We start from the raw sequence: 19,429 nt of genomic DNA, 5'->3' as shown, positions 1-19,429 counted from the left end.
GACGGTAGGTCTATACGCGTTCGACGATAAGCCGTAGCTGAAATTCATCCATCTCGATCTCAGTGGCCAACGGTCCAGAAGCGTGACCGTTCAAGTCGCTTACTAAGTTGAGCGATACGGCCTGAACTTCCTGGCTGATGTAGTCGCGATTGGTTTCGATAGCTTGAGCAAGCACTTCGTTGTTCCGTTCCAGTTCAATCCGTATTTTATCGGTTACCGAGAAGTCACGGTCTTTTCGCAGATTCTGAATGCGGTTCACAAAATCACGGGCGATTCCTTCCCCACGTAATGCATCGGTAACGGTTACGTCGAGGGCAACGGTCAGGCTGCCTTCACTGGCTACGAGCCAGCCCGGAATATCTTCCGTCTGGATGTCGACATCCGAAAGTTGCAGATTGAAGGTGCCTAGTTGCAGTGCATTGGTTTGCTCCAGGGTCTTCAACTCGTCGTCGGTCATGGCCGTGATGGCGGCAGCGACCTCTTTCATTTGCTTACCAAACTTAGGCCCTAGTGCCTTGAAATTGGGTTTTACCCGCTTTTTCAAAATGCCACTGGCGTCGTCTACAAATTCAACGGCTTTTACGTTAACTTCCGACATGATGATGGGGGCAACGTGCTCAATCTGCCGACGGGTATCTGCGCTCAACACCGGAATCAGTACACGGCTCAACGGCTGGCGAACTTTCAGCTTATGCCCTTTACGCAAGGAGTGAACCAGCGACGATACGCCCTGTGCGGCTTCCATCGACTGCTCCAGTTCGGTATTGATCAAGGCTTTATCGGCAGCCGGGAAATTAGTCAGGTGAACTGAGGTTTTTCCTTCGTTCAGGCTCCGGTATAGCCAGTCGGCGTAGAACGGCGCAATCGGCGACATTAATTGAGCAACTACGCTCAGGCATTCGTGCAGGGTTTCGTAGGCCGCTCGTTTATCAGCCGTCATGTTTCCGTCGGACGTGACCCCGGACCAGAAACGCCGACGCGACAGCCGGACATACCAGTTCGACAGTTGGTCGTTCACGAAGTCCTGTACAGCCCGACCCGCTTTGGTTGGGTTATACCCATCAAATTGTTCTTCAACCTCCAGCACCAACGATTGCAGCTTCGACAGAATCCAGCGGTCAAGTTCAGGACGGTCGGCTACAGGGACTGTACGGCCTGTAAACGTAAAGTGATCCAGATTGGCATACAGCGCAAAGAAATTATAGGTATTCGAAAGCGTACCAAATAGTTTCCGTTGCACTTCTCCAATGCCGTCTACGTTGAACTTCAGGTTGTCCCAGGGTTCCGCATTGGTAATCATGTACCAGCGCGTAGCGTCGGGGCCATACTGGGCCAGCGTTTTGAACGGGTCGATAGCATTGCCCAGCCGCTTCGACATTTTATTGCCATTTTTGTCGAGTACCAATCCGGTCGAAACCACGTTTTTAAACGCGATCGAATCGAACAGCATACCGGCAATAGCGTGCAGCGTAAAGAACCAGCCGCGTGTCTGGTCAACACCTTCTGAGATGAAATCAGCCGGGAAAGCCTTGGCAAACACGTCTTTGTTCTCAAACGGATAGTGCCACTGCGCATACGGCATGGCCCCTGAATCGAACCAAACGTCGATCAGATCCGGCTCGCGCTGCATCACTTTCCCCGATTCCGAAACGAAATACACTTCATCTACATACGGACGGTGCAGGTCGAATGTAGATTGACTGAATGATTGAATGAATGAATGGTTGGCATCGAAATAAACCTGGTAATCGGTTTGGCCCTCCTGAATCCATTGACTCAGTTGCTCATTCGCTTTCTCAATCCTTAACACGAGTTCTTCTACCGAGCCGATGCAAACTTCCTCACCTGTTTCTGATCGCCAGATGGGTAGCGGTGTTCCCCAGAAACGGCTACGGCTGAGGTTCCAGTCCACCAGGTTTTCGAGCCAGTTGCCAAAACGGCCCGTACCCGTACTTTCGGGCTGCCAGTTGATGGTTTTGTTCAGTTCAACCAGCCGATCTTTCTTCGCCGTTGTGCGGATAAACCAGCTATCGAGCGGATAATACAGGATCGGTTTGTCGGTACGCCAGCAGTGCGGATACGGGTGTTCGTATTTCTCAACCCGAAACGCCTTGTTTTCTTCTTTCAGTTTGATCGCAATCAGGACATCGGTTGGCCGGAATTCCGGGTCGGCGCGTTCTTCATCGGAATAGTATTCCTCTTTTACATACCGACCCGCGAAATCTGTGATTTCCTTCACAAACTGACCATGCTTATCGACAATAGGAACTTCCTTACCGTTTTCATCCTCCACCATGATGGGAGGGATACCGGCGGCCTGAGCTACCCGGAAGTCGTCGGCACCAAAGGTTGGTGAGGTATGAACTACCCCCGTACCGTCTTCCGTAGTTACAAAATCCCCCAGGATAACCCGAAACGCAGGCTTTTCGGGCTTTACGTACGGCAGCAATTGCTCATACTCGATACCTTCCAGATGTTGGCCTTTAAACTCCGACAAGATCGCCCAGGGAATTACCTTGTCGTTCGGCAGGTACGCGTCGAAGGCCGGGCTGGCTGGTAAATCCTGATGCCCTTTTTCGTTGAACCAGCGACTTACCAATGCCTTGGCCAGTACAACATTGATAGGAAGGAAGGTGTATGGATTGTACGTCTTGACGAGTACATAGTCGATGTCTTTTCCAACGGTCAGTGCCGAGTTTGCTGGTAATGTCCAGGGCGTAGTGGTCCAGGCCAGGATGTAGACATCGGCATCGGCAGAATCGAAAAACAGAAAGCCTGATTTACCTGTCGGCTTTACCTTGAACTGGGCCACAATGGTGGTATCGCGCACATCTTTGTAGGTGCCAGGCATGTTCAGTTCATGCGAGCTGAGACCCGTTCCGGCTTTGGGCGAATACGGCTGAATGGTATACCCTTTGTAGAGTAAATCCTTGTCATACAATTGCTTCAGCAACCACCAGATCGACTCGATATACTCGTTTTTATACGTGATATAGGGGTTGTCGAGGTCGACCCAATAGCCCATTTTCTGGGTCAGATCGTTCCACTGATCCGTAAACCGCATCACCGTTTCGCGGCATTTGCGGTTATAATCCTCAACGCTGATACCACCTTCCGATTCCGGTTTGCCGATATGATCTTTCGTAATACCCAGTTCTTTTTCGACCTGAAGCTCGATGGGGAGCCCGTGCGTATCCCAGCCCCCTTTCCGTTCAACCTGGTAGCCCTTAAGCGTTTTGTAGCGACAGAATATATCCTTAATGGTTCGGGCCATCACGTGGTGAATACCGGGGGTTCCGTTGGCCGATGGTGGGCCTTCATAGAACGTAAACGTTGGCCGGCCTTCACGCAGCGAAACCGACTGCTCAAATACCTGATTCTGATTCCAGTAAGTTAACACCTCGGCCGCTAGCTTTGCATAATCGAGGGATTCGTATTGTTGGTACTTCACGCCTGGCATAATCGAAAGCACAGATCATCGCTGGCGATGATCGTGCGGTTAAAAAATGAGTGCAAAGATACGGAAATTTGACGCACCGGACTGACTGAAAAGCGGTTCATATTTCTTCATATCTTTGTATTTGATGAACAACGAGTTGCTGCAGGAACGTTCATAGGAAAAAGATGGCCCGTTAATCGACATGGGAAATAAGTTGCAAACTCCGCTTACTGAGCCTCAACTTGAGTTGCTGAAGATGTTTTCGCATAAGGTAGGCGATGCCGATTGGGTGGCTATTAAGCGTATGATTGTCCAGTTTTTTGCGCAGAAAGCTATTGAAGGGGCTGATCAGGTTTGGGATGAGAAGGGCTGGAACGACGAAAAAGTAGAAGAATTATTAAGCAACCACAAGCGAACTCCTTATCTGGGAACCTGAACATAGGCTAGCTTTGCTTAAGGAAATCCCCTTTCCTCAGATTAGTGTCATTTCAGCCGACAAGTTTTTGGAACTTCTTTCTACGCTCACGTAAGCGATTAGCTGTTTTATTTTCCTCGACCGCTTATACAGTTCACCTTGACCACGCTGTCATGAAGTCCTTACTTTGAGTTTTTGTGACGTAAGGATTTTTACTCAAAAATAATCTGACAGCTAACCATGACAAAAATTACCGTATTACTCACGGCCTTCTGCTTAGGCTCGTTATCGGCCATCGCCCAACTCACCTTTCCGGCCGATGGAGGAAACAAAAAAGCATCGGTTTCGGAGCGAGTTGGCCTTACCGACGTAACGATTCATTATGACCGACCAGCCGTAAAAGGCCGCGAAGGGAAAGTGTGGGGCCAACTGGTTCACTATGGATTTAAGGATCTGGGCTTTGGGACCAGTAAAGAATCGCCCTGGCGAGCTGGGGCCAACGAGAATACGACCATTACGTTCAGCACCGATGTTACCATCGACGGGAAACCTCTGACGGCGGGTACGTATGGGCTATTAATGGCTGTGCAGGAAAATGATGTAACCGTCATTTTCTCTAAAAACAGCACATCGTGGGGGAGTTATTTTTACGATCCCAACGAAGATGCACTTCGCGTGACGGTAAAACCACTAAAAGACCGGCCATCGGTAGAGCGGTTGAAGTATGAGTTTACCAACGAAACCGATAGCTCGGCGGTGGTCATGCTGGAATGGGAAAAATGGGCAATTCCGTTTACTGTATCGGTCAATCTGGTGCAGACGCAGCTAGCTTCTCTACGAAACGAGCTACGGGGCGAAAAAGGATTCCGGTGGGATGCCTACCAACAGGCGGCTGCTTATACGGCCGATCATAAAACGAATCTGGAGGAAGGTCTGCGCTGGGCCGATTATTCGATCAATGGCCAGTTTGTGGGCGAGAAAAATTTCAATACGCTAAGTACCAAAGCACGGCTGTTGTCGCTAATGAACCGTAGTACCGAAGCCGACGCGCTGATGAAAGAAGCGTTGCCATTGGCTACGTTGCAACAGGCGTATCAATACGGGCGGCAACTGATCAATCAGAAAAAGACAAAAGAAGCGATGGCCCTATTTCAGGATCTTGCCAAAAAATACCCGAATGTATTTATGAGCAATATGGGGCTGATGCGGGCCTATTCGGCAATGGGTGATTACAAAATAGCTGCCGACTGGGGACAGAAAGCACTTGCCCAGGCCCCCGATGCCAATAACAAAGCCAACGTAGAACGCTTGCTTGGGTTGCTTGGGCAAGGAAAGGATGTGAACTGAATATAAAGCCATTGGTGGTCTTTCAACAGGTATTCAGTGTATAGATACGATTATTGAATGATCACCAATAGCTTTGATTAAATTGCCAAAATCACGAACTCAACCCGGCGGTTTACTTTGCGTTCTTCATCGGTGCCTTTGGTAAGAATCGGGCGTGTATCACCGTAGCCGATGGTCTGAATGCGAACAATAGCGATTCCTTTCTGAGCCAGATACCGTTGGCAGGCAACCACTCGGTCGCGGGAGAGTTGCAGGTTTTTATCGTGATCGCCAATGATGTCGGTATGGCCTTCGAGCCGGATGGTCATATTTGGGTTATCTTCCATCATGGTCACCAGTTTGTCTAGCTCTGCGTAAGAAGCAGGCAAAAGATCCGATTTCGACATTTCGAAGTAAACGTTTTTCAGGGTAACCTTTTCACCAACGGTCAGCGGTGTCAGGGTTATATCACGCGTAACACTTTTGCCCCCTGCCATTTTGCTTAAATCCAGCACACCATTGGTCGATTGATACCCCCGTGCCGATACGATGTAGATATAGACCTGCCCCTTTTGCAACATCATTTTATACCCACCCGTCGAAGCAAAGCTCTGAACTGAGTCGATTGCCTGTTTGCTGGACGAAAGCTGATAATCGATTGTGGCCGTAACAGGTCGTTTGTTTTTCGCATCGCTGACCTTACCCGTAACCGTCACGGTCGTTACTTCGGGCGTAGGAGCAGGTACGGGAGCGGGTTTAGTCTTTGGAGTTTCCATCTCACCCCCCGAATTGCCGGTGGGGGCAGGAGGAACGTTTGTTGTCTTTTTAGGCAGGTTCGGTACGGGTTTGGGTGTCGGTGCCGTTGGCGGGTTGTACACGACCGGGTCGGCTGGGTTATTTACATGTAGGTTGTAGATATTCCAGCAAATGTATGCATCGGAATGACACTCAAATAGGTCGAAGTTTTCCAGACCTTTATCCAATCGCTGGAAATAGATGGTAAAATTGACCTGCTCTCCGGGGTATGTATTTCGGCCTATCAGTTGTATTTTTCCCGTAGTAGGATTCCTCTCTTCCCGTTTCATAGGTATGCCCTCGACTCGGACAAAAGCAAATGTCCGGGCACCATTAGCCGCTACCAGGTAACTGTTGGGATCTAAGCCTATAGTGGTTCCTGATGGCAAAAGACGGCCATTTCGGTCGTAATTCGGCTGGGCGTTATCTGTAAAAGTCAAATTCAGAATGGTGTAGTCGGGCGTCAGGCGGATGCTGTTTACGGTTACGCCGGGGTCGGCTGCACGCCCGCTGCCAGGCTGATTACCGGAATTCGGATAGGTATCATTAGGCGATTGTTGGCCACCGGACGGATATTGACCCCCACCCGATGGATAGGAGCCAATCATGCAGGAAGATGTGAGTCCGGTTAGTAAGAGGAAGAGTAGATAGCGTTGCCGCATACGTTCAGAGAGGTCATATCGGTAATTGCTGAATAAGACGGACAGGGCAAACGATAGTTACTCACTGGAAGCTATAATCTTTTAAAATGAAGGGCTTAGTGGTAGAAGAATAGTAAAAATTGCCCGATCGTACCTTAGGTATACTACAACTGTACCTGACTCTTACGATCATGGCATCCGAAAAACAAACGACTATTTCGCGGAGGGGATTTCTGGATCTGGCAGCCAAAGGCACGCTGGCATCTTCGGCAATTATTACGGGTTTCCCAACGATTGTACCGGCTTCGGTATTTGGCAAAAATGCGCCCAGTAACCGAATTAATATAGGTGCTATTGGTACAGGACGTATCTCACGTGGGCATGATATGCCCGGTGTGTGGCAATACGACAATGCCCTGATTATGGCGGTCTGCGATCTGGATAGCAACCGGGCCGAGGATGCTAAAAAGCTCGTTAATGGCGTATATGCAAAAAAAACGGGTAAAGATAATTACGATGGTGTTCGGGTATATACCGATTATCGCGAACTATTAGTAAACAAAGACATCGATGCCGTTCTGGTAAGTACACCCGATCACTGGCATGCGCCGATTGTGGTCGATGCAGTACGGGCCAAAAAAGATGTATACATGCAGAAGCCAGCGTCACTCACCATTGCTGAGGGGCGCATGATGGCGGATGCCGTGAAACAGTCCAAACAGATTGTGCAGGTTGGTAGTCAGCAACGGTCGTCGGAACAGTTTCGCTATGCCGCTGAACTGGTGCGCAATGGCCGAATTGGCGAGTTGAAAACGGTTTATGTTGGCTTACCAGGCGACCCTTCGGGCGATGAAGAACCGCAAATGCCGGTGCCTAAAAACCTGAATTATGACATGTGGCTCGGCACTACGCCCGAAGTGTACTATACTGAAAAACGGGTGCATCCACAGGTAGGTTATGATCGGCCGGGCTGGTTACGGTGCGAACAGTTTGGGGCCGGTATGATTACGGGCTGGGGCGCACACCACATCGATTCGGCGCACTGGGCTATGAATACCGAATACACGGGGCCGGTCGAAATATGGGGTAAAGCCGATTTTCCAAAAAGTGGTTTGTGGGATGTACACGGCATTTTTCGAACCGAAGCGATGTACGAAAACGGTGTCCACATGATTGTGACGAACGAGATTGCCAATGGGATACGCTTTGAAGGAACAAAAGGCTGGATTTTCGTGTCGCGGGGCGATGCCAACGTGACGGCCAGCGATCCGATTGCCAAACAGAATGCTGCCAAAAAACTGGATGCCAGCGACCCTAAATTGCTTACATCCGTGATTGGCCCCAACGAAATCCATCTGCCGGAGAGTAAAGAGCATCATGGTAACTGGCTGGAAAGCATCGTGAGCCGGAAAGAACCCATTGCCCCGGTCGAAGTGGGGCATCGGTCCTGCTCCGCTTGCCTGCTGCATCATGCGGCCATGAAATTGAATCGTAAACTCTACTGGGACCCTAAGAAAGAACAATTCAAGAATGACCCTGAAGCCAATAAACTCCTGTCGCGCCCGCAACGTGCGGCTTATGCGATTAAGGCAGTAGCCTCAGCGAAGTAAAGTTTATATGGTTTAATGCGATTGGCCGACGCGTCGGCCAATCGCATTAAACCTACGATATTCAACCTGAAAAATTAACTAGTCTACCAATGAAACTGTTGCCCACCGTTGGCATTGTGTGTATGGCTGCGATGATCACCGCCTGTCAGTCGTCAGAAAAAAGTGAAAAAGCCAATGGCCAGATCCAGTTAATCACACTCGATCCTGGTCATTTTCATGCGGCCCTCGTGCAGAAAAATATGCTCGAAGGAGTCGACTCGGTTGTTCACGTGTATGCTCCTGATGGCCCGGATCTGCAACTGCATCTGGATAAAATCAACGGCTACAATACCCGGCCCGAAAATCCTACGCACTGGAAAGAAGAGGTGTATAAAGGGTCCGATTTTCTGGAGAAAATGATTGCTGAAAAAAAGGGCAACGTAGTGGTTATGGCGGGGAATAACCGACTCAAAACCGATTATATCAAGAAGACCATCGAAGCCGGGTTTAACGTGCTGGCCGACAAGCCAATGGTAATTGAGGCTTCGAAGTTTGAGGAATTGAAAAATGCGTTTGCTTCGGCCGAAAAAAACAAGGTTCTGCTATACGACATCATGACCGAGCGGTACGAAATCACGACCATGCTTCAACGGGCTTTTTCGCAACAGGCTGAGGTATTCGGAACCCTGGAAAAAGGAACGCCTGAAAACCCAGCCGTAACGAAAGAAAGCGTTCACCATTTCTATAAAAATGTATCGGGTAGTATTCTGACTCGACCAGCTTGGTTTATGGATGTGACACAGCAGGGTGAAGGCATCGTAGACGTAACTACCCACCTGGTCGATCTGGTCCAGTGGGAATGCTTCCCTGAGCAAACCATCGATTATCAGAAAGACATTAGCCTGACGTCGGCCCGGCGCTGGACAACCGACATGCGGCTGAGTCAATTCAAAGCCATTACCAAACAGGATGTCTTTCCGGATTACCTCAAAAAAGATGTGGTAAGCGATAGTATCCTGAAGGTATACAGCAACGGCGAAATCAACTACCAGTTGAAAGGTGTTCACGCCAAAGTATCGGTAACCTGGGCCTACAAAGCGCCCGAAGGGGCGGGTGATACCCATTACTCGATCATGCGCGGTACCAAAGCCAACCTGATTATCCGGCAGGGTGCCCCGCAGCAGTACAAACCGACACTATACATCGAAGCCGTTGCAGGTAACAAGAGTCTGGAAGCATCCATCAAAACAGCGTTGCCGAAAATTCAGCAGGAATTTCCGGGCGTTGAGGTAAAGAAAATCGCAACCGGCTGGGAAGTGGTCATTCCTGAAAAATACAAGGAAGGGCACGAAGCCCACTTTGGCCGTGTAGCCCAGAAATACCTCGATTATCTGAAAGCCGGTAGCCTGCCCGCCTGGGAAGTTCCTAACATGATTGCTAAATATTACACCACCACCCAGGCGTTGGAGCTGGCGAAAAAGTCTAAATAATTGAATGATCGAATTGTTGAATGATTGAATCATAAAGTGATACGTCAGCAATTCAATCATTCAGCAATTCGATCATTCAGTAATTCACCATGAACCCAAGAAGAAACTTCATTAAGGAGACCATCAGCACAGCGGCTGGATTGGTCCTGGCTCCTGCACTATCGAATGAGTTAATTGGTGCACCAGCCCTTGTTCGGTCCACATCGCTGGGGAGTGATTCGGTACCAACGGGGGCCGCCCGGATTCGTTTTTCGGTGATTGGCATGAATCACGGGCACATTTACGGTCAGGTTGGGGCCGTACAACGGGGTGGCGGTGAGCTGGTTTCGTTTTATGCTAAGGAGCCCGACTTAGCCGCCGAATTTGCCAAGCGATTTCCGCAGGCGAAGCAGGCCAAGAGCGAAGCCGAAATTCTGGAAGACAAGTCGATCCAACTGGTTCTGACTTCGGCTATTGCCAACGAACGGGCGCCATTGGGCATTCGGGTTATGAAGGCTGGTAAGGATTTTATGTCCGATAAACCCGGCATTACCACCCTTGAACAACTGGCCGAGGTGCGTAAGGTTCAGAAAGAAACGAAGCGCATTTATTCAATCATGTACAGTGAACGGCTGGAGAACAAAGCCACGGTGAAAGCGGGAGAACTGGTTAAAGCAGGGGCCATTGGCAACGTGATCCAGACGGTTGGCCTAGGACCGCACCGCATGAATCCAGCAACGCGTCCTGCCTGGTTTTTCGAGAAAAAACAGTTTGGTGGTATTATCTGCGACATTGCTTCGCACCAATTCGATCAGTTCCTGTTCTTTACCGGATCGACCAAAGCCGATATTGTGGCGTCGCAGGTGGGGAATCTCCATTTTCCACAGTATCCGAATTTCGAGGATTTTGGTGATGTAATGCTGCGCGGTGATGGAGGCATGGGCTATATTCGGGTCGACTGGTTTACGCCCGATGGACTGAAAAGCTGGGGTGATGGCCGATTGACGATTCTGGGGACCGAAGGCTTTATGGAACTTCGGAAAAACATCGACCCCGGTGGGCGCGACGGGGGTAATCACCTGTTCATTACGGATAAAAAAGAAACCCGCTACATTGATTGCAGCAAAGAGAATCTGCCTTACGGCGAACAACTGGTCAACGATGTGCTGAATCGAACCGAAACGGCCATGTCGCAGGAGCATTGTTTCTTAGCTACTGAACTGGCCCTCAAAGCGCAGAAGCAGGCACAGGTGATCCATTTGAAAAAGTAAAAAGCTGGGGTTTTCGGCTATGGTTTCCTTTTGGGCGAGTGGAAGAGGTTACTGATGTGGTAGCCACCGTAAACTTTTATCGCTTCGTTTCTCATCTTTGCGGAGAAAAGAAGCATTTTTTATGCCTGCTACTATTTTGCTGATCGACGATGAGTCGCGTTTGCGTCAACTACTGGCGCGAATTCTGGAACTCGAAGGCTATGCCGTACTAGAGGCTGAGAATGCCCGTGCGGGCCTGAAAATTCTGGAACGCGAAGAGGTCCAGCTTGTAATCAGTGATGTGAAGCTGCCCGATAAAAATGGCATCGAACTGTCGGCACAGATTAAGCAACTTTATCCTGCCACTGAGATCATTGTGCTGACGGCTTATGGGACTATATCGGATGGCGTAACGGCTATTAAAAATGGTGCGTTCGATTACATCACCAAAGGCGACGACAACGATCGAATCATTCCGCTCGTCAGCCGGGCCATTGAGAAAGCTACGCTCCAGCTTCGAATACAACAGCTTGAAAAACAGGTTGGTCAACGATATGGATTCGAGAGTATTATCGGCCATTCAAAAGCCATTCAGCAAGCCATTGATCTGGCCCGGAAAGTAGCCGTTACCGATACAACGGTATTGCTGACAGGCGAAACAGGGACAGGTAAAGAAGTATTCGCTCAGGCGATCCACCAGGCTAGCCTACGCCGAACCGGGCCATTTGTAGCCATCAACTGTGGGGCTCTGGGTAAAGATATTCTGGAAAGTGAGCTTTTCGGGCATCGAGCTGGGGCCTTTACGGGGGCCAGCCGTGATCAGAAAGGGTTATTTGCCGAAGCAACTAAAGGAACCATTTTCCTGGACGAGATTGGCGAAATGCCGCTTGATCTACAGGCCAAGCTCCTGCGGGTACTCGAAACGCACGAATTTCTGCGTGTGGGGGATACCAAACCGACCAAAACCGATGTTCGGGTCATAGCAGCTACCAACCGGGGCCTTGAACAGGAAGCGAACGCTGGGCATTTCCGGCTCGATTTATACTATCGATTATCGGTTTTTCAAATTGAACTTCCCCCGCTCCGCGACCGTCGTGACGATATTGCCGGTCTGGCTCAACAGTTTGCTCGCCAATATGCTACCAAGCTTGGTAAGCGCGACATCCGACTGAGCACAGAGTTTATTCAGAAGCTCCAGCAGCATCCGTGGAAAGGCAATATCCGCGAATTGAAAAACGTCATCGAGCGAGCTGTTATTCTGGCCGAGTCTCCTCAAAATACACCGGTTGAACTCACGCCCGATCTGCTGCCTCATGAAATACAAACGGCTGTTTCGGCAGCGAACGTGGGCGATAGCTCGGCGCTGGATCTGGCGACAGTCGAACAACGGCATATCCGGCGAGTTTTACAGCATACAAATGGCAACAAGACAGAAGCAGCCCGGTTGCTTGGTATCGGACTGACTAGCCTTTACCGGAAATTGAGTGAGATGGATACTTTATGATGCGTCTCCGGTCTAAGGGGTATTGAACCTTCAAAACAGTATATTTCTTCAGTTTACATGTCATCTACATCGCTCAACAAGGTTTCGGCACAGGGGCTTCTGGTTGCTATCGGAATTGTTTTTGGGGACATTGGTACTTCGCCCCTTTACACCTTATCGGCTGTGATGCGGGGTCGGGAGTTGTCTGAAACCTTAGTGCTGGGAACCTTCTCCTGTATTTTGTGGACGCTCACGCTACAAACCACCATTAAATATGTGGTGATCACACTCCGGGCCGATAATAAGGGCGAAGGAGGTATCTTTTCACTCTACACCCTCGTTCGTCGGTATACGGGCCAATGGCTAATGTACCCGGCTGTGATTGGCGGGGCATTTCTATTAGCCGATGGATTAATTACGCCCCCTATCTCGGTGTCGTCGGCAGTTGAAGGATTACTGATTTTTTACCCTAAACTTGATACGGTACCCATCGTTATCGTCATTCTGATTGCCTTGTTTGTTGGGCAGCAGTTTGGGACACAGCAATTAGGACGGTTGTTTGGGCCAGTTATGCTCGTCTGGTTCAGCTTCATCGGGGTTATAGGCCTTTGGGCATTGTGGAGTCAACCGACGGTTCTTAAAGCGATTAATCCGTATTATGCGCTCCATTTTCTGATGACCTACCCCAGTGGTTTCTGGTTGTTGGGTGGGGTTTTCCTCTGCACGACCGGGGCCGAAGCGCTCTATTCCGATATGGGGCATTGCGGCCGGAGTAATATCCGGGTTAGCTGGGCTTATGTAAAAACAACGTTGTTACTATCGTATGCGGGGCAATCGGCCTGGCTGATGCATCACCTTGGTCAGCGATTGGGCGAAACAAGCCCGTTTTACAGCATTGTACCCCCATCGATTGTCGTCTTTAGCATTGGTCTGGCAACGTTGGCTACCATCATTGCTTCGCAGGCACTGATCAGTGGGTCGTTTACGCTGGTTAGTGAGGCCATGCGGCTGACACTCTGGCCCCGGCAGCGTGTAGCCTACCCGTCTGATGAACGAGGGCAACTGTATGTGCCGTTTGTCAACTGGGCATTAATGATTGGCTGTTGCCTGATTGTGCTTCACTTCCGGGAATCGAAAAATATGGAAGCTGCTTTTGGGCTGGCCGTTACGCTCACGATGCTCATGTCGACCGTGCTCATGAGTATGTACATGCGTGTGAAGCGCTTCAATCCAATTCTCCAGATAGTTCTGACCACCATCTTTCTGACCGTTGAAACGACGTTTCTGATTGCCAATCTGGTAAAGTTTGAAGAAGGTGGCTGGATTTCGGTTACGCTGGGGTTATTGATTATGGCCATGATGCTGTTCTGGCATGAGGGCGAGTCGATTAAGCAGAGCCTGATCAAATACGAGTCGCTGCCGAGTAACCTGCCCATCCTGAAATCGTTGAGTAACGACCTGACTATTCCGAAGTTTTCCACCCATCTGGTTTACCTGACTACATCCGATTCCAGCAAGCGTATCGAGTCCGAAATCCTGTATTCGATACTGAACCGGGCCCCTAAACGAGCGGACATTTACTGGTTTATTCACGTTTGTGTAGAAGATGAACCCTATGTGATGCGGTATTCGGTGGAGACCCTGGCGCAGGAGGATGTATATGTGGTTACGTTTTATCTGGGTTTTCGCATCGAACCGCGCATCAATCTGCTTTTCAGGATGGTCGTCGAGGATATGGTAGAGAATAATGAAGTGACGATCGACAGCCGGTATAAATCGCTGAGTACACACCGGGTTCCCGGTGACTTCCGGTTTGTGCTTTTCCGACGATTCCTTTCCTACGAGAATGCCCTGACAGTGCGTCAGCAAGTAGCGATGTTCGGCTATATGTTGTTGAAAAATATCGCCCTGGCTCCACAGGCAACCTATGGGCTGGATACCAGTAACGTTACTATTGAGGCAGTTCCGCTGGTAATTACCCGGCCCCAATCGCTACCGCTCAAACGGATTGCTCCCAAAACAGATTAATCATTGGGCCGTTGATGTCGGTTTATACGCGTAGAACCATTGGATTCGTTGCTTATAGAGGCATAACGAACCATAAAGATGACCCGATTTGCCGTTGTATTGTTGACCAGCCTGTTATCGATTGCCGGGCTACAGGCGCAGGACGTTAACTGGAAAAAAGTGAAGGTACTGGTGTACACTAAAAATGGCAAAGGCTACGTACACGACAATATTCCGAATGCCATTCAATGCGTCCAGAAGCTTGGCCAGCAATACGGTTTCAATGTCGATGCCTCTGACCAGCCTTCCGTTTTTACTGAAGCTAACCTGAAACAATACACACTACTGGTGTTTGCCAGCACCAACAACGATGTATTCGATACCGATGCTCAGCGTCTGGCTTTTCGGCGGTACATTGAAGCGGGTGGTGGATTCGTAGGTATTCACTCCGTCATGGGCACCGAGCGCAGCTGGGCGTGGTTCAAACGGATGATCGGTGGCACCTTTGCCTGGCATCCGAAATTCCAGAAGTTCAAGATTGAGGTCATCGATACAAAACACCCTTCAATGGACGGATTACCGAAGATCTGGGAGAAAGAAGACGAATTTTATTTTACCAAAAATATGTCGCCTGGCCCTACCGTCATTATGGCGAATGATCTGACGTCACTCAATCAGGATGAGCCTGAGAAAGTCAGGATGTTTGGTGGTTCGTATACCGAACTGTATCCTTCGGCCTGGTATTACAATTTCGATGGTGGGTACACTTGGTGTACGACGCTCGGTCATGCGAAAACCGATTATCTGGACGACCAAACGTTTATTAAACACATCTTTCAGGGTATCCGGTACGTAGCCAGTCAAGCAAAGAAGATCGACTTCAGCAAAGCCTATGCCGACTCGCGCGACACACCCATCCGGTAGAAAATTGGCACCGTAGCCGGTTAGTTTTCCTGGCAACCAGACTTACTGATTTAGAAAACGTTTTTCCTCACTTCCTATGATTCATTCGTTTAAAACAGGCTTTATACTGACAGGCCTTCTAATTATATCGGGCCAGGTAATGGCGCAACAGACGAACACGAGTGGGCTGGATACGATAAAGGTAGTAGCCCCCGGTGCTACGCTTCAGAAGATATCGAGCCAGTTTGCGTTTACCGAAGGTCCGGCTGTCGACAAGAAAGGGAATATCTTTTTTACCGATCAGCCAAACGATAAAATCTGGAAATACGATACCGATGGAAACCTGTCGCTTTATATGGACAAAACCGGGCGATCCAATGGGCTTTATTTCGATAAAAAAGGCAATATCATTTCCTGTGCCGATGAAAAAGACGAGTTATGGTCGATTAGCCCTGATAAGAAAGTGACGGTACTGATGACCAATTTTCAGGGGCAGCGCATGAACGGGCCAAACGATTTGTGGATCGACCCTAAGGGCGGAATCTACTTTACCGATCCCTATTATCAGCGTGACTACTGGGAGCGGAAGAAGCCGGATATCGACGGGCAAAAGGTGTATTATCTTCCCAAAGGCAAGTCGGAAGCGATCGTGGTCGATGGCGATTTAAAACAACCCAATGGTATTGTTGGAACGCCTGATGGGAAGTATTTATATGTAGCCGACATTCGGGACAGCAAAACCTATAAATATGAAATCGGGTCCGATGGGATGCTTCGAAATCGCCAGCTATTTATTTCGCAGGGGTCCGATGGTATGACGCTCGATAACCAGGGGAATTTATACATCTCTGGCCGTGGCGTAACGGTATACGATCCATCTGGTAAAAAGCTGGGTAATATTCCCGTACCATCACGCTGGGTGGGAAATATCTGCTTTGGCGGGAAAAAACGGGATACGCTGTTCATCACTGCTTCAGAATCAATCTACACGTTGCCAATGCGGGTGAAGGGTGTGGAATAAATGACTGCAAGCGTGCGCTTTGAGACTATTCTAAACAGAAACCGTGTAAGACAAGTTGGGTGTGTATTGTCAAACCAAATCCGCTAAGCATGAATCCTGAACAAAAGCCCGTTCTTTACCAGACAATAGCCCAACTGGAAGCCACACGGTCGATGATTAGCAGCCTGCAGAGGCAGGTCGACGCCAACCATCCAGATGCAGACCGCGTGGGCGATGCGCTTCAGCATCTGTCAGCGGCAATTGCCAGTTTGCAGGGCATCCATTTCGGACTGGAATCTGACTTTAGCTACGACGACTAATCAGTCGGTGAGTAAGTAGACAGGGAAATTAGTCTTCCTCCGGTCTTTTGAGAATCTGTACGACTTTACCGTTTTCGACAAGCTTGGTCTTCAGGAAGTTATGCTTTGGCACTGCTATCAGTAAAAAAGGCTGAGTAGCGATTGATTGTGGGTGCTGTGTCAGCGTTGTATCCGCTAGCCGTATATAACGTACCGTTAAAACTGAATCCTGAACAAAGACTTTGCTGATCGAAAGTTTAGGTGGCTTGGTTGTGGGAGGAAGAACAATACCAATTGCCGTTTCTTTCGTGAAATTTAGAGCATCGGGGCGTTTGGTTGTAACGGCTGGATTAAAAACCTTTTCAAAAGCTTCGGTTTCGCCGAGTACGAATACGGTAGGTTTGTTCTTATTGACCGATGCCTCACTACTCAGCGTATATCCGTTAAGCAACCGATAGGTTAAGTTGACCTGTGCAAAGGTAAGCACAGTGATAAACAGACTGATAAGTAAAAAAAGAGGAGTGCGTAAGCGACGGCTTACGGAGGTAATCAACACCATAATCAAACAGTATAATCGACTGGAAACTATAAAATTAACGCCAGATTACTGGATTCGGTGTATATATGAACAGAAAAAGATAGATTATTTTGGCTGCTATGTTACTCAATCGATTGGATTACGTACAGTCATGCCTGCTACATTGAAGCAGGAGTTTTGAGCATCACTTTTGCATTCAAACAGATCGAACGACTCAACTCCCTTGTCCAGCCGCTCGAAATATAGAATAAACGGCACTTTTTCATCATTTTTAATATCGCGGGTTTCGGGCGATATAGGAATCCCTTCTGTCTTAACCAGCGCATAGGTTTTCTTTCCATCGGATGTCGCCAATACAGCCTTCGAATTGAAAGAAATGCTGCTGGTGCCATAATAGTTGTTGTCGTGGCCGTGAGGGTCTTTACCAAAGGTCATGTACAGCACCGTATAACTAGCCGTCAAACGAATGTCGGTAACTTTAATATCTGGGTCCTGCGAATGCCCTAAACCACCCTGTGGATCTGGATACAGACGTTGCTGGTAGCCCGCAATCGGTTGGCTGGCCTGATAATATTCGGCACCGTCGGCAGGAACATTCACGGCCACCGGTCGATGAGTAGAGCAAGCCGAGAGCAATAGTAAAAGAGGAACGATCGCTTTCATAGAGTTAATTTAGGCGCTTTCGCCCAAATAATCAATAAGTAATGAATAATGTCTAATGCAAAATGTACAATGAATAATTGTCGTAGTGCCCTTATTTATTATACATTTTGCATTAGACATTATTCATTATTTGCTGACTAATATGCTGGCTGATAACGTCTCCCAGATCTGATCGTAAACGGAAATAGCCGACAGGGATTTTCCAACATTTCGATTACTGACAAAAACCGGGTGATGTTCGGGAGCTGTACCGACTCGTCCGTGAGAACCCTTTACGAGGGTAGCATCCAGCGAGATAACGTCCATCAGGTATCGGAAGCCAAGTAATTTACGCCCCAGTTTATAGCCTGCTCTCAGTTTAATGAACGGATTCGTTTGGTCCATAAACATCTCTACCGGATCGTACCCCGGCTTTTGATGAATGGCAACCAGCCGGGCGTAGTCGGGAGCGCGCGCGTCATCGAGCCAGTAGTAATAGGTGAACCAGCTGCGGGCATCGGCTACCACGACCAGATCTCCCGAGCGCTCGTGATCGATATGGTACTGCTTCTGTTGCTCCTTATCCAGCACCAACTCGATGCCGGGTGTTTTTTCGAGTAACGAGCGAACTTTATCAAACACCGACGGATCGTTGATGTATACGTGGGCAATCTGGTGGTCGGGTGTAGCGAAAGCGGGAGAAGCGCCTGCATCGAACATTTCAAGCCCTCGTTCTTCCCGGTAGCGGATCATACCCGCTTCGCGCAGAATGCGGTTAATATGAATCGGGTTATCGACATTCGTAATGCCATACTCCGACAACACAATCACTTCCGCGCCTTCTTTCTCATAATACTGAATCAGGTCGCGGCAAACGTCGTCGATCTCGCGTAAATCTGTGGCAATTTTAGAAAAATCCTGACCGAATTTTTGTAGGCAATAATCCAGATGGGGCAGGTAAATCAGGGTTAAAGTCGGGTGGTGCCACTTATCAACCAGCATAGATGCATCGGCAATCCATCGGCTACTTTTGATGGTGGTGGCTGGGCCCCAGAACTGAAAAAGTGGAAATGTACCCAGCTCTTTCTGTAGTTTATCGCGAAGGTCGCCGGGGTGGGTATAGCAGTCGGGAATTTTCAGGCCGTCGGATGGATACTGGGGGCGGGGAGTGGCCGAAAAATCAGCGGTAGAGTACATATTATACCACCAGAACATCTTGGAAACCGTAAAATTGGGATCGATTTTCTTCGCCCGTTCCCAGATTTTTTCACCCGCTACCAGCTTGTTCGACTGTTTCCAGAATTTTACCTCACTATCCGTTCGGTCATACCAACCATTGCCGACAATTCCCGTTTCGCTCGGCCATTTGCCTGTTACATAGGTCGATTGAACGGAGGTCGTAACAGCCGGAAGCATCGGATCGATGGTCGCCTGATGTTTGCTGGCAAACCATTGTTTCAGAAAAGGCGTGTGCTCGCCAATGAGCGAGTACGACAGCCCTACAACGTCGAGTACTACGGTCTTTTGCATGGTTATCTGAACGAAGGAAAATCTCCTGTAAAAGTATTGAATTTGCCCGTAAAACGGTTTTGGAGGCCGTTATGGTTCTCTGCAATAAAGCGTGAAAATAGTT

At 49.0% G+C, this 19,429-nt stretch carries 15 protein-coding genes; 10 read left to right on the top strand and 5 right to left on the bottom strand.

What is annotated here, in order from left to right; all coding sequences use genetic code 11:
* Window positions 1-10: 10 nt before the first annotated feature.
* A complete protein-coding gene (gene ileS, locus B5M13_RS28075) occupies window positions 11-3,460 on the bottom strand; it encodes an isoleucine--tRNA ligase (protein ID WP_080060108.1) in 3,450 nt (1,149 codons plus the stop codon).
* Between the two features lie 181 nt (window positions 3,461-3,641).
* Here ileS and B5M13_RS28070 point away from each other — a divergent pair, with 181 nt between their 5' ends.
* Window positions 3,642-3,875: a hypothetical protein gene (locus tag B5M13_RS28070; RefSeq protein ID WP_080058817.1), complete on the top strand. Its 234-nt coding sequence runs from the start codon at window positions 3,642-3,644 to the stop codon at window positions 3,873-3,875.
* A gap of 219 nt (window positions 3,876-4,094) precedes the next feature.
* The gene (locus B5M13_RS28065) at window positions 4,095-5,201 is read left to right on the top strand and encodes a DUF2911 domain-containing protein (protein ID WP_080058816.1); all 1,107 of its coding nucleotides are present in this window, start codon (window positions 4,095-4,097) and stop codon (window positions 5,199-5,201) included.
* A 77-nt stretch (window positions 5,202-5,278) separates the two neighbouring features.
* Here B5M13_RS28065 and B5M13_RS28060 read toward each other — a convergent pair whose 3' ends face one another.
* A complete protein-coding gene (locus B5M13_RS28060) occupies window positions 5,279-6,637 on the bottom strand; it encodes an OmpA family protein (protein WP_080058815.1) in 1,359 nt (452 codons plus the stop codon).
* A gap of 170 nt (window positions 6,638-6,807) precedes the next feature.
* Between B5M13_RS28060 and B5M13_RS28055 the strand changes: the two genes are divergently transcribed.
* The 8 genes from B5M13_RS28055 (at window position 6,808) to B5M13_RS28020 (ending at window position 16,637) form a co-directional block, all read left to right on the top strand.
* Complete coding sequence (locus tag B5M13_RS28055; RefSeq protein WP_080060107.1) at window positions 6,808-8,226, top strand: Gfo/Idh/MocA family protein; 1,419 nt, start codon at window positions 6,808-6,810, stop codon at window positions 8,224-8,226.
* Between the two features lie 89 nt (window positions 8,227-8,315).
* Window positions 8,316-9,695, top strand: a complete 1,380-nt coding sequence (locus tag B5M13_RS28050; RefSeq protein ID WP_080058814.1) for a putative oxidoreductase C-terminal domain-containing protein — start codon at window positions 8,316-8,318, stop codon at window positions 9,693-9,695.
* Window positions 9,696-9,784: 89 nt separating this feature from the next.
* The gene (locus B5M13_RS28045) at window positions 9,785-10,945 is read left to right on the top strand and encodes a Gfo/Idh/MocA family protein (RefSeq protein ID WP_080058813.1); all 1,161 of its coding nucleotides are present in this window, start codon (window positions 9,785-9,787) and stop codon (window positions 10,943-10,945) included.
* Window positions 10,946-11,066: 121 nt separating this feature from the next.
* A complete protein-coding gene (locus tag B5M13_RS28040) occupies window positions 11,067-12,428 on the top strand; it encodes a sigma-54-dependent transcriptional regulator (protein ID WP_080058812.1) in 1,362 nt (453 codons plus the stop codon).
* A gap of 57 nt (window positions 12,429-12,485) precedes the next feature.
* Complete coding sequence (locus tag B5M13_RS28035; protein WP_080058811.1) at window positions 12,486-14,435, top strand: KUP/HAK/KT family potassium transporter; 1,950 nt, start codon at window positions 12,486-12,488, stop codon at window positions 14,433-14,435.
* A gap of 78 nt (window positions 14,436-14,513) precedes the next feature.
* Window positions 14,514-15,338 (top strand): ThuA domain-containing protein, encoded by an 825-nt coding sequence (locus B5M13_RS28030; RefSeq protein WP_080058810.1) that lies wholly within the window; start codon window positions 14,514-14,516, stop codon window positions 15,336-15,338.
* A 76-nt stretch (window positions 15,339-15,414) separates the two neighbouring features.
* A complete protein-coding gene (locus B5M13_RS28025; RefSeq protein ID WP_080058809.1) occupies window positions 15,415-16,338 on the top strand; it encodes an SMP-30/gluconolactonase/LRE family protein in 924 nt (307 codons plus the stop codon).
* Between the two features lie 89 nt (window positions 16,339-16,427).
* Complete coding sequence (locus tag B5M13_RS28020) at window positions 16,428-16,637, top strand: hypothetical protein (RefSeq protein WP_080058808.1); 210 nt, start codon at window positions 16,428-16,430, stop codon at window positions 16,635-16,637.
* 28 nt (window positions 16,638-16,665) lie between these two features.
* On the opposite strand, the gene B5M13_RS28015 is transcribed toward B5M13_RS28020, so the two are convergent.
* The 3 genes from B5M13_RS28015 to B5M13_RS28005 form a co-directional block, all read right to left on the bottom strand.
* Entirely contained in the window at window positions 16,666-17,175 is a 510-nt protein-coding gene (locus tag B5M13_RS28015; RefSeq protein ID WP_080058807.1) for a hypothetical protein, read from the bottom strand.
* 105 nt (window positions 17,176-17,280) lie between these two features.
* Window positions 17,281-17,817, bottom strand: coding sequence for a hypothetical protein (locus B5M13_RS28010; RefSeq protein WP_080058806.1), 537 nt, complete (start codon window positions 17,815-17,817; stop codon window positions 17,281-17,283).
* Between the two features lie 126 nt (window positions 17,818-17,943).
* A complete protein-coding gene (locus B5M13_RS28005) occupies window positions 17,944-19,326 on the bottom strand; it encodes an alkaline phosphatase family protein (RefSeq protein WP_080058805.1) in 1,383 nt (460 codons plus the stop codon).
* Window positions 19,327-19,429: the final 103 nt, after the last annotated feature.

Source organism: Spirosoma aerolatum (assembly GCF_002056795.1).
GTDB classification, from domain to species: Bacteria; Bacteroidota; Bacteroidia; order Cytophagales; family Spirosomataceae; genus Spirosoma; species Spirosoma aerolatum.
Note: the sequence above shows the minus strand (reverse complement) of the source record. Positions and strands in the feature narration are given on the sequence as shown.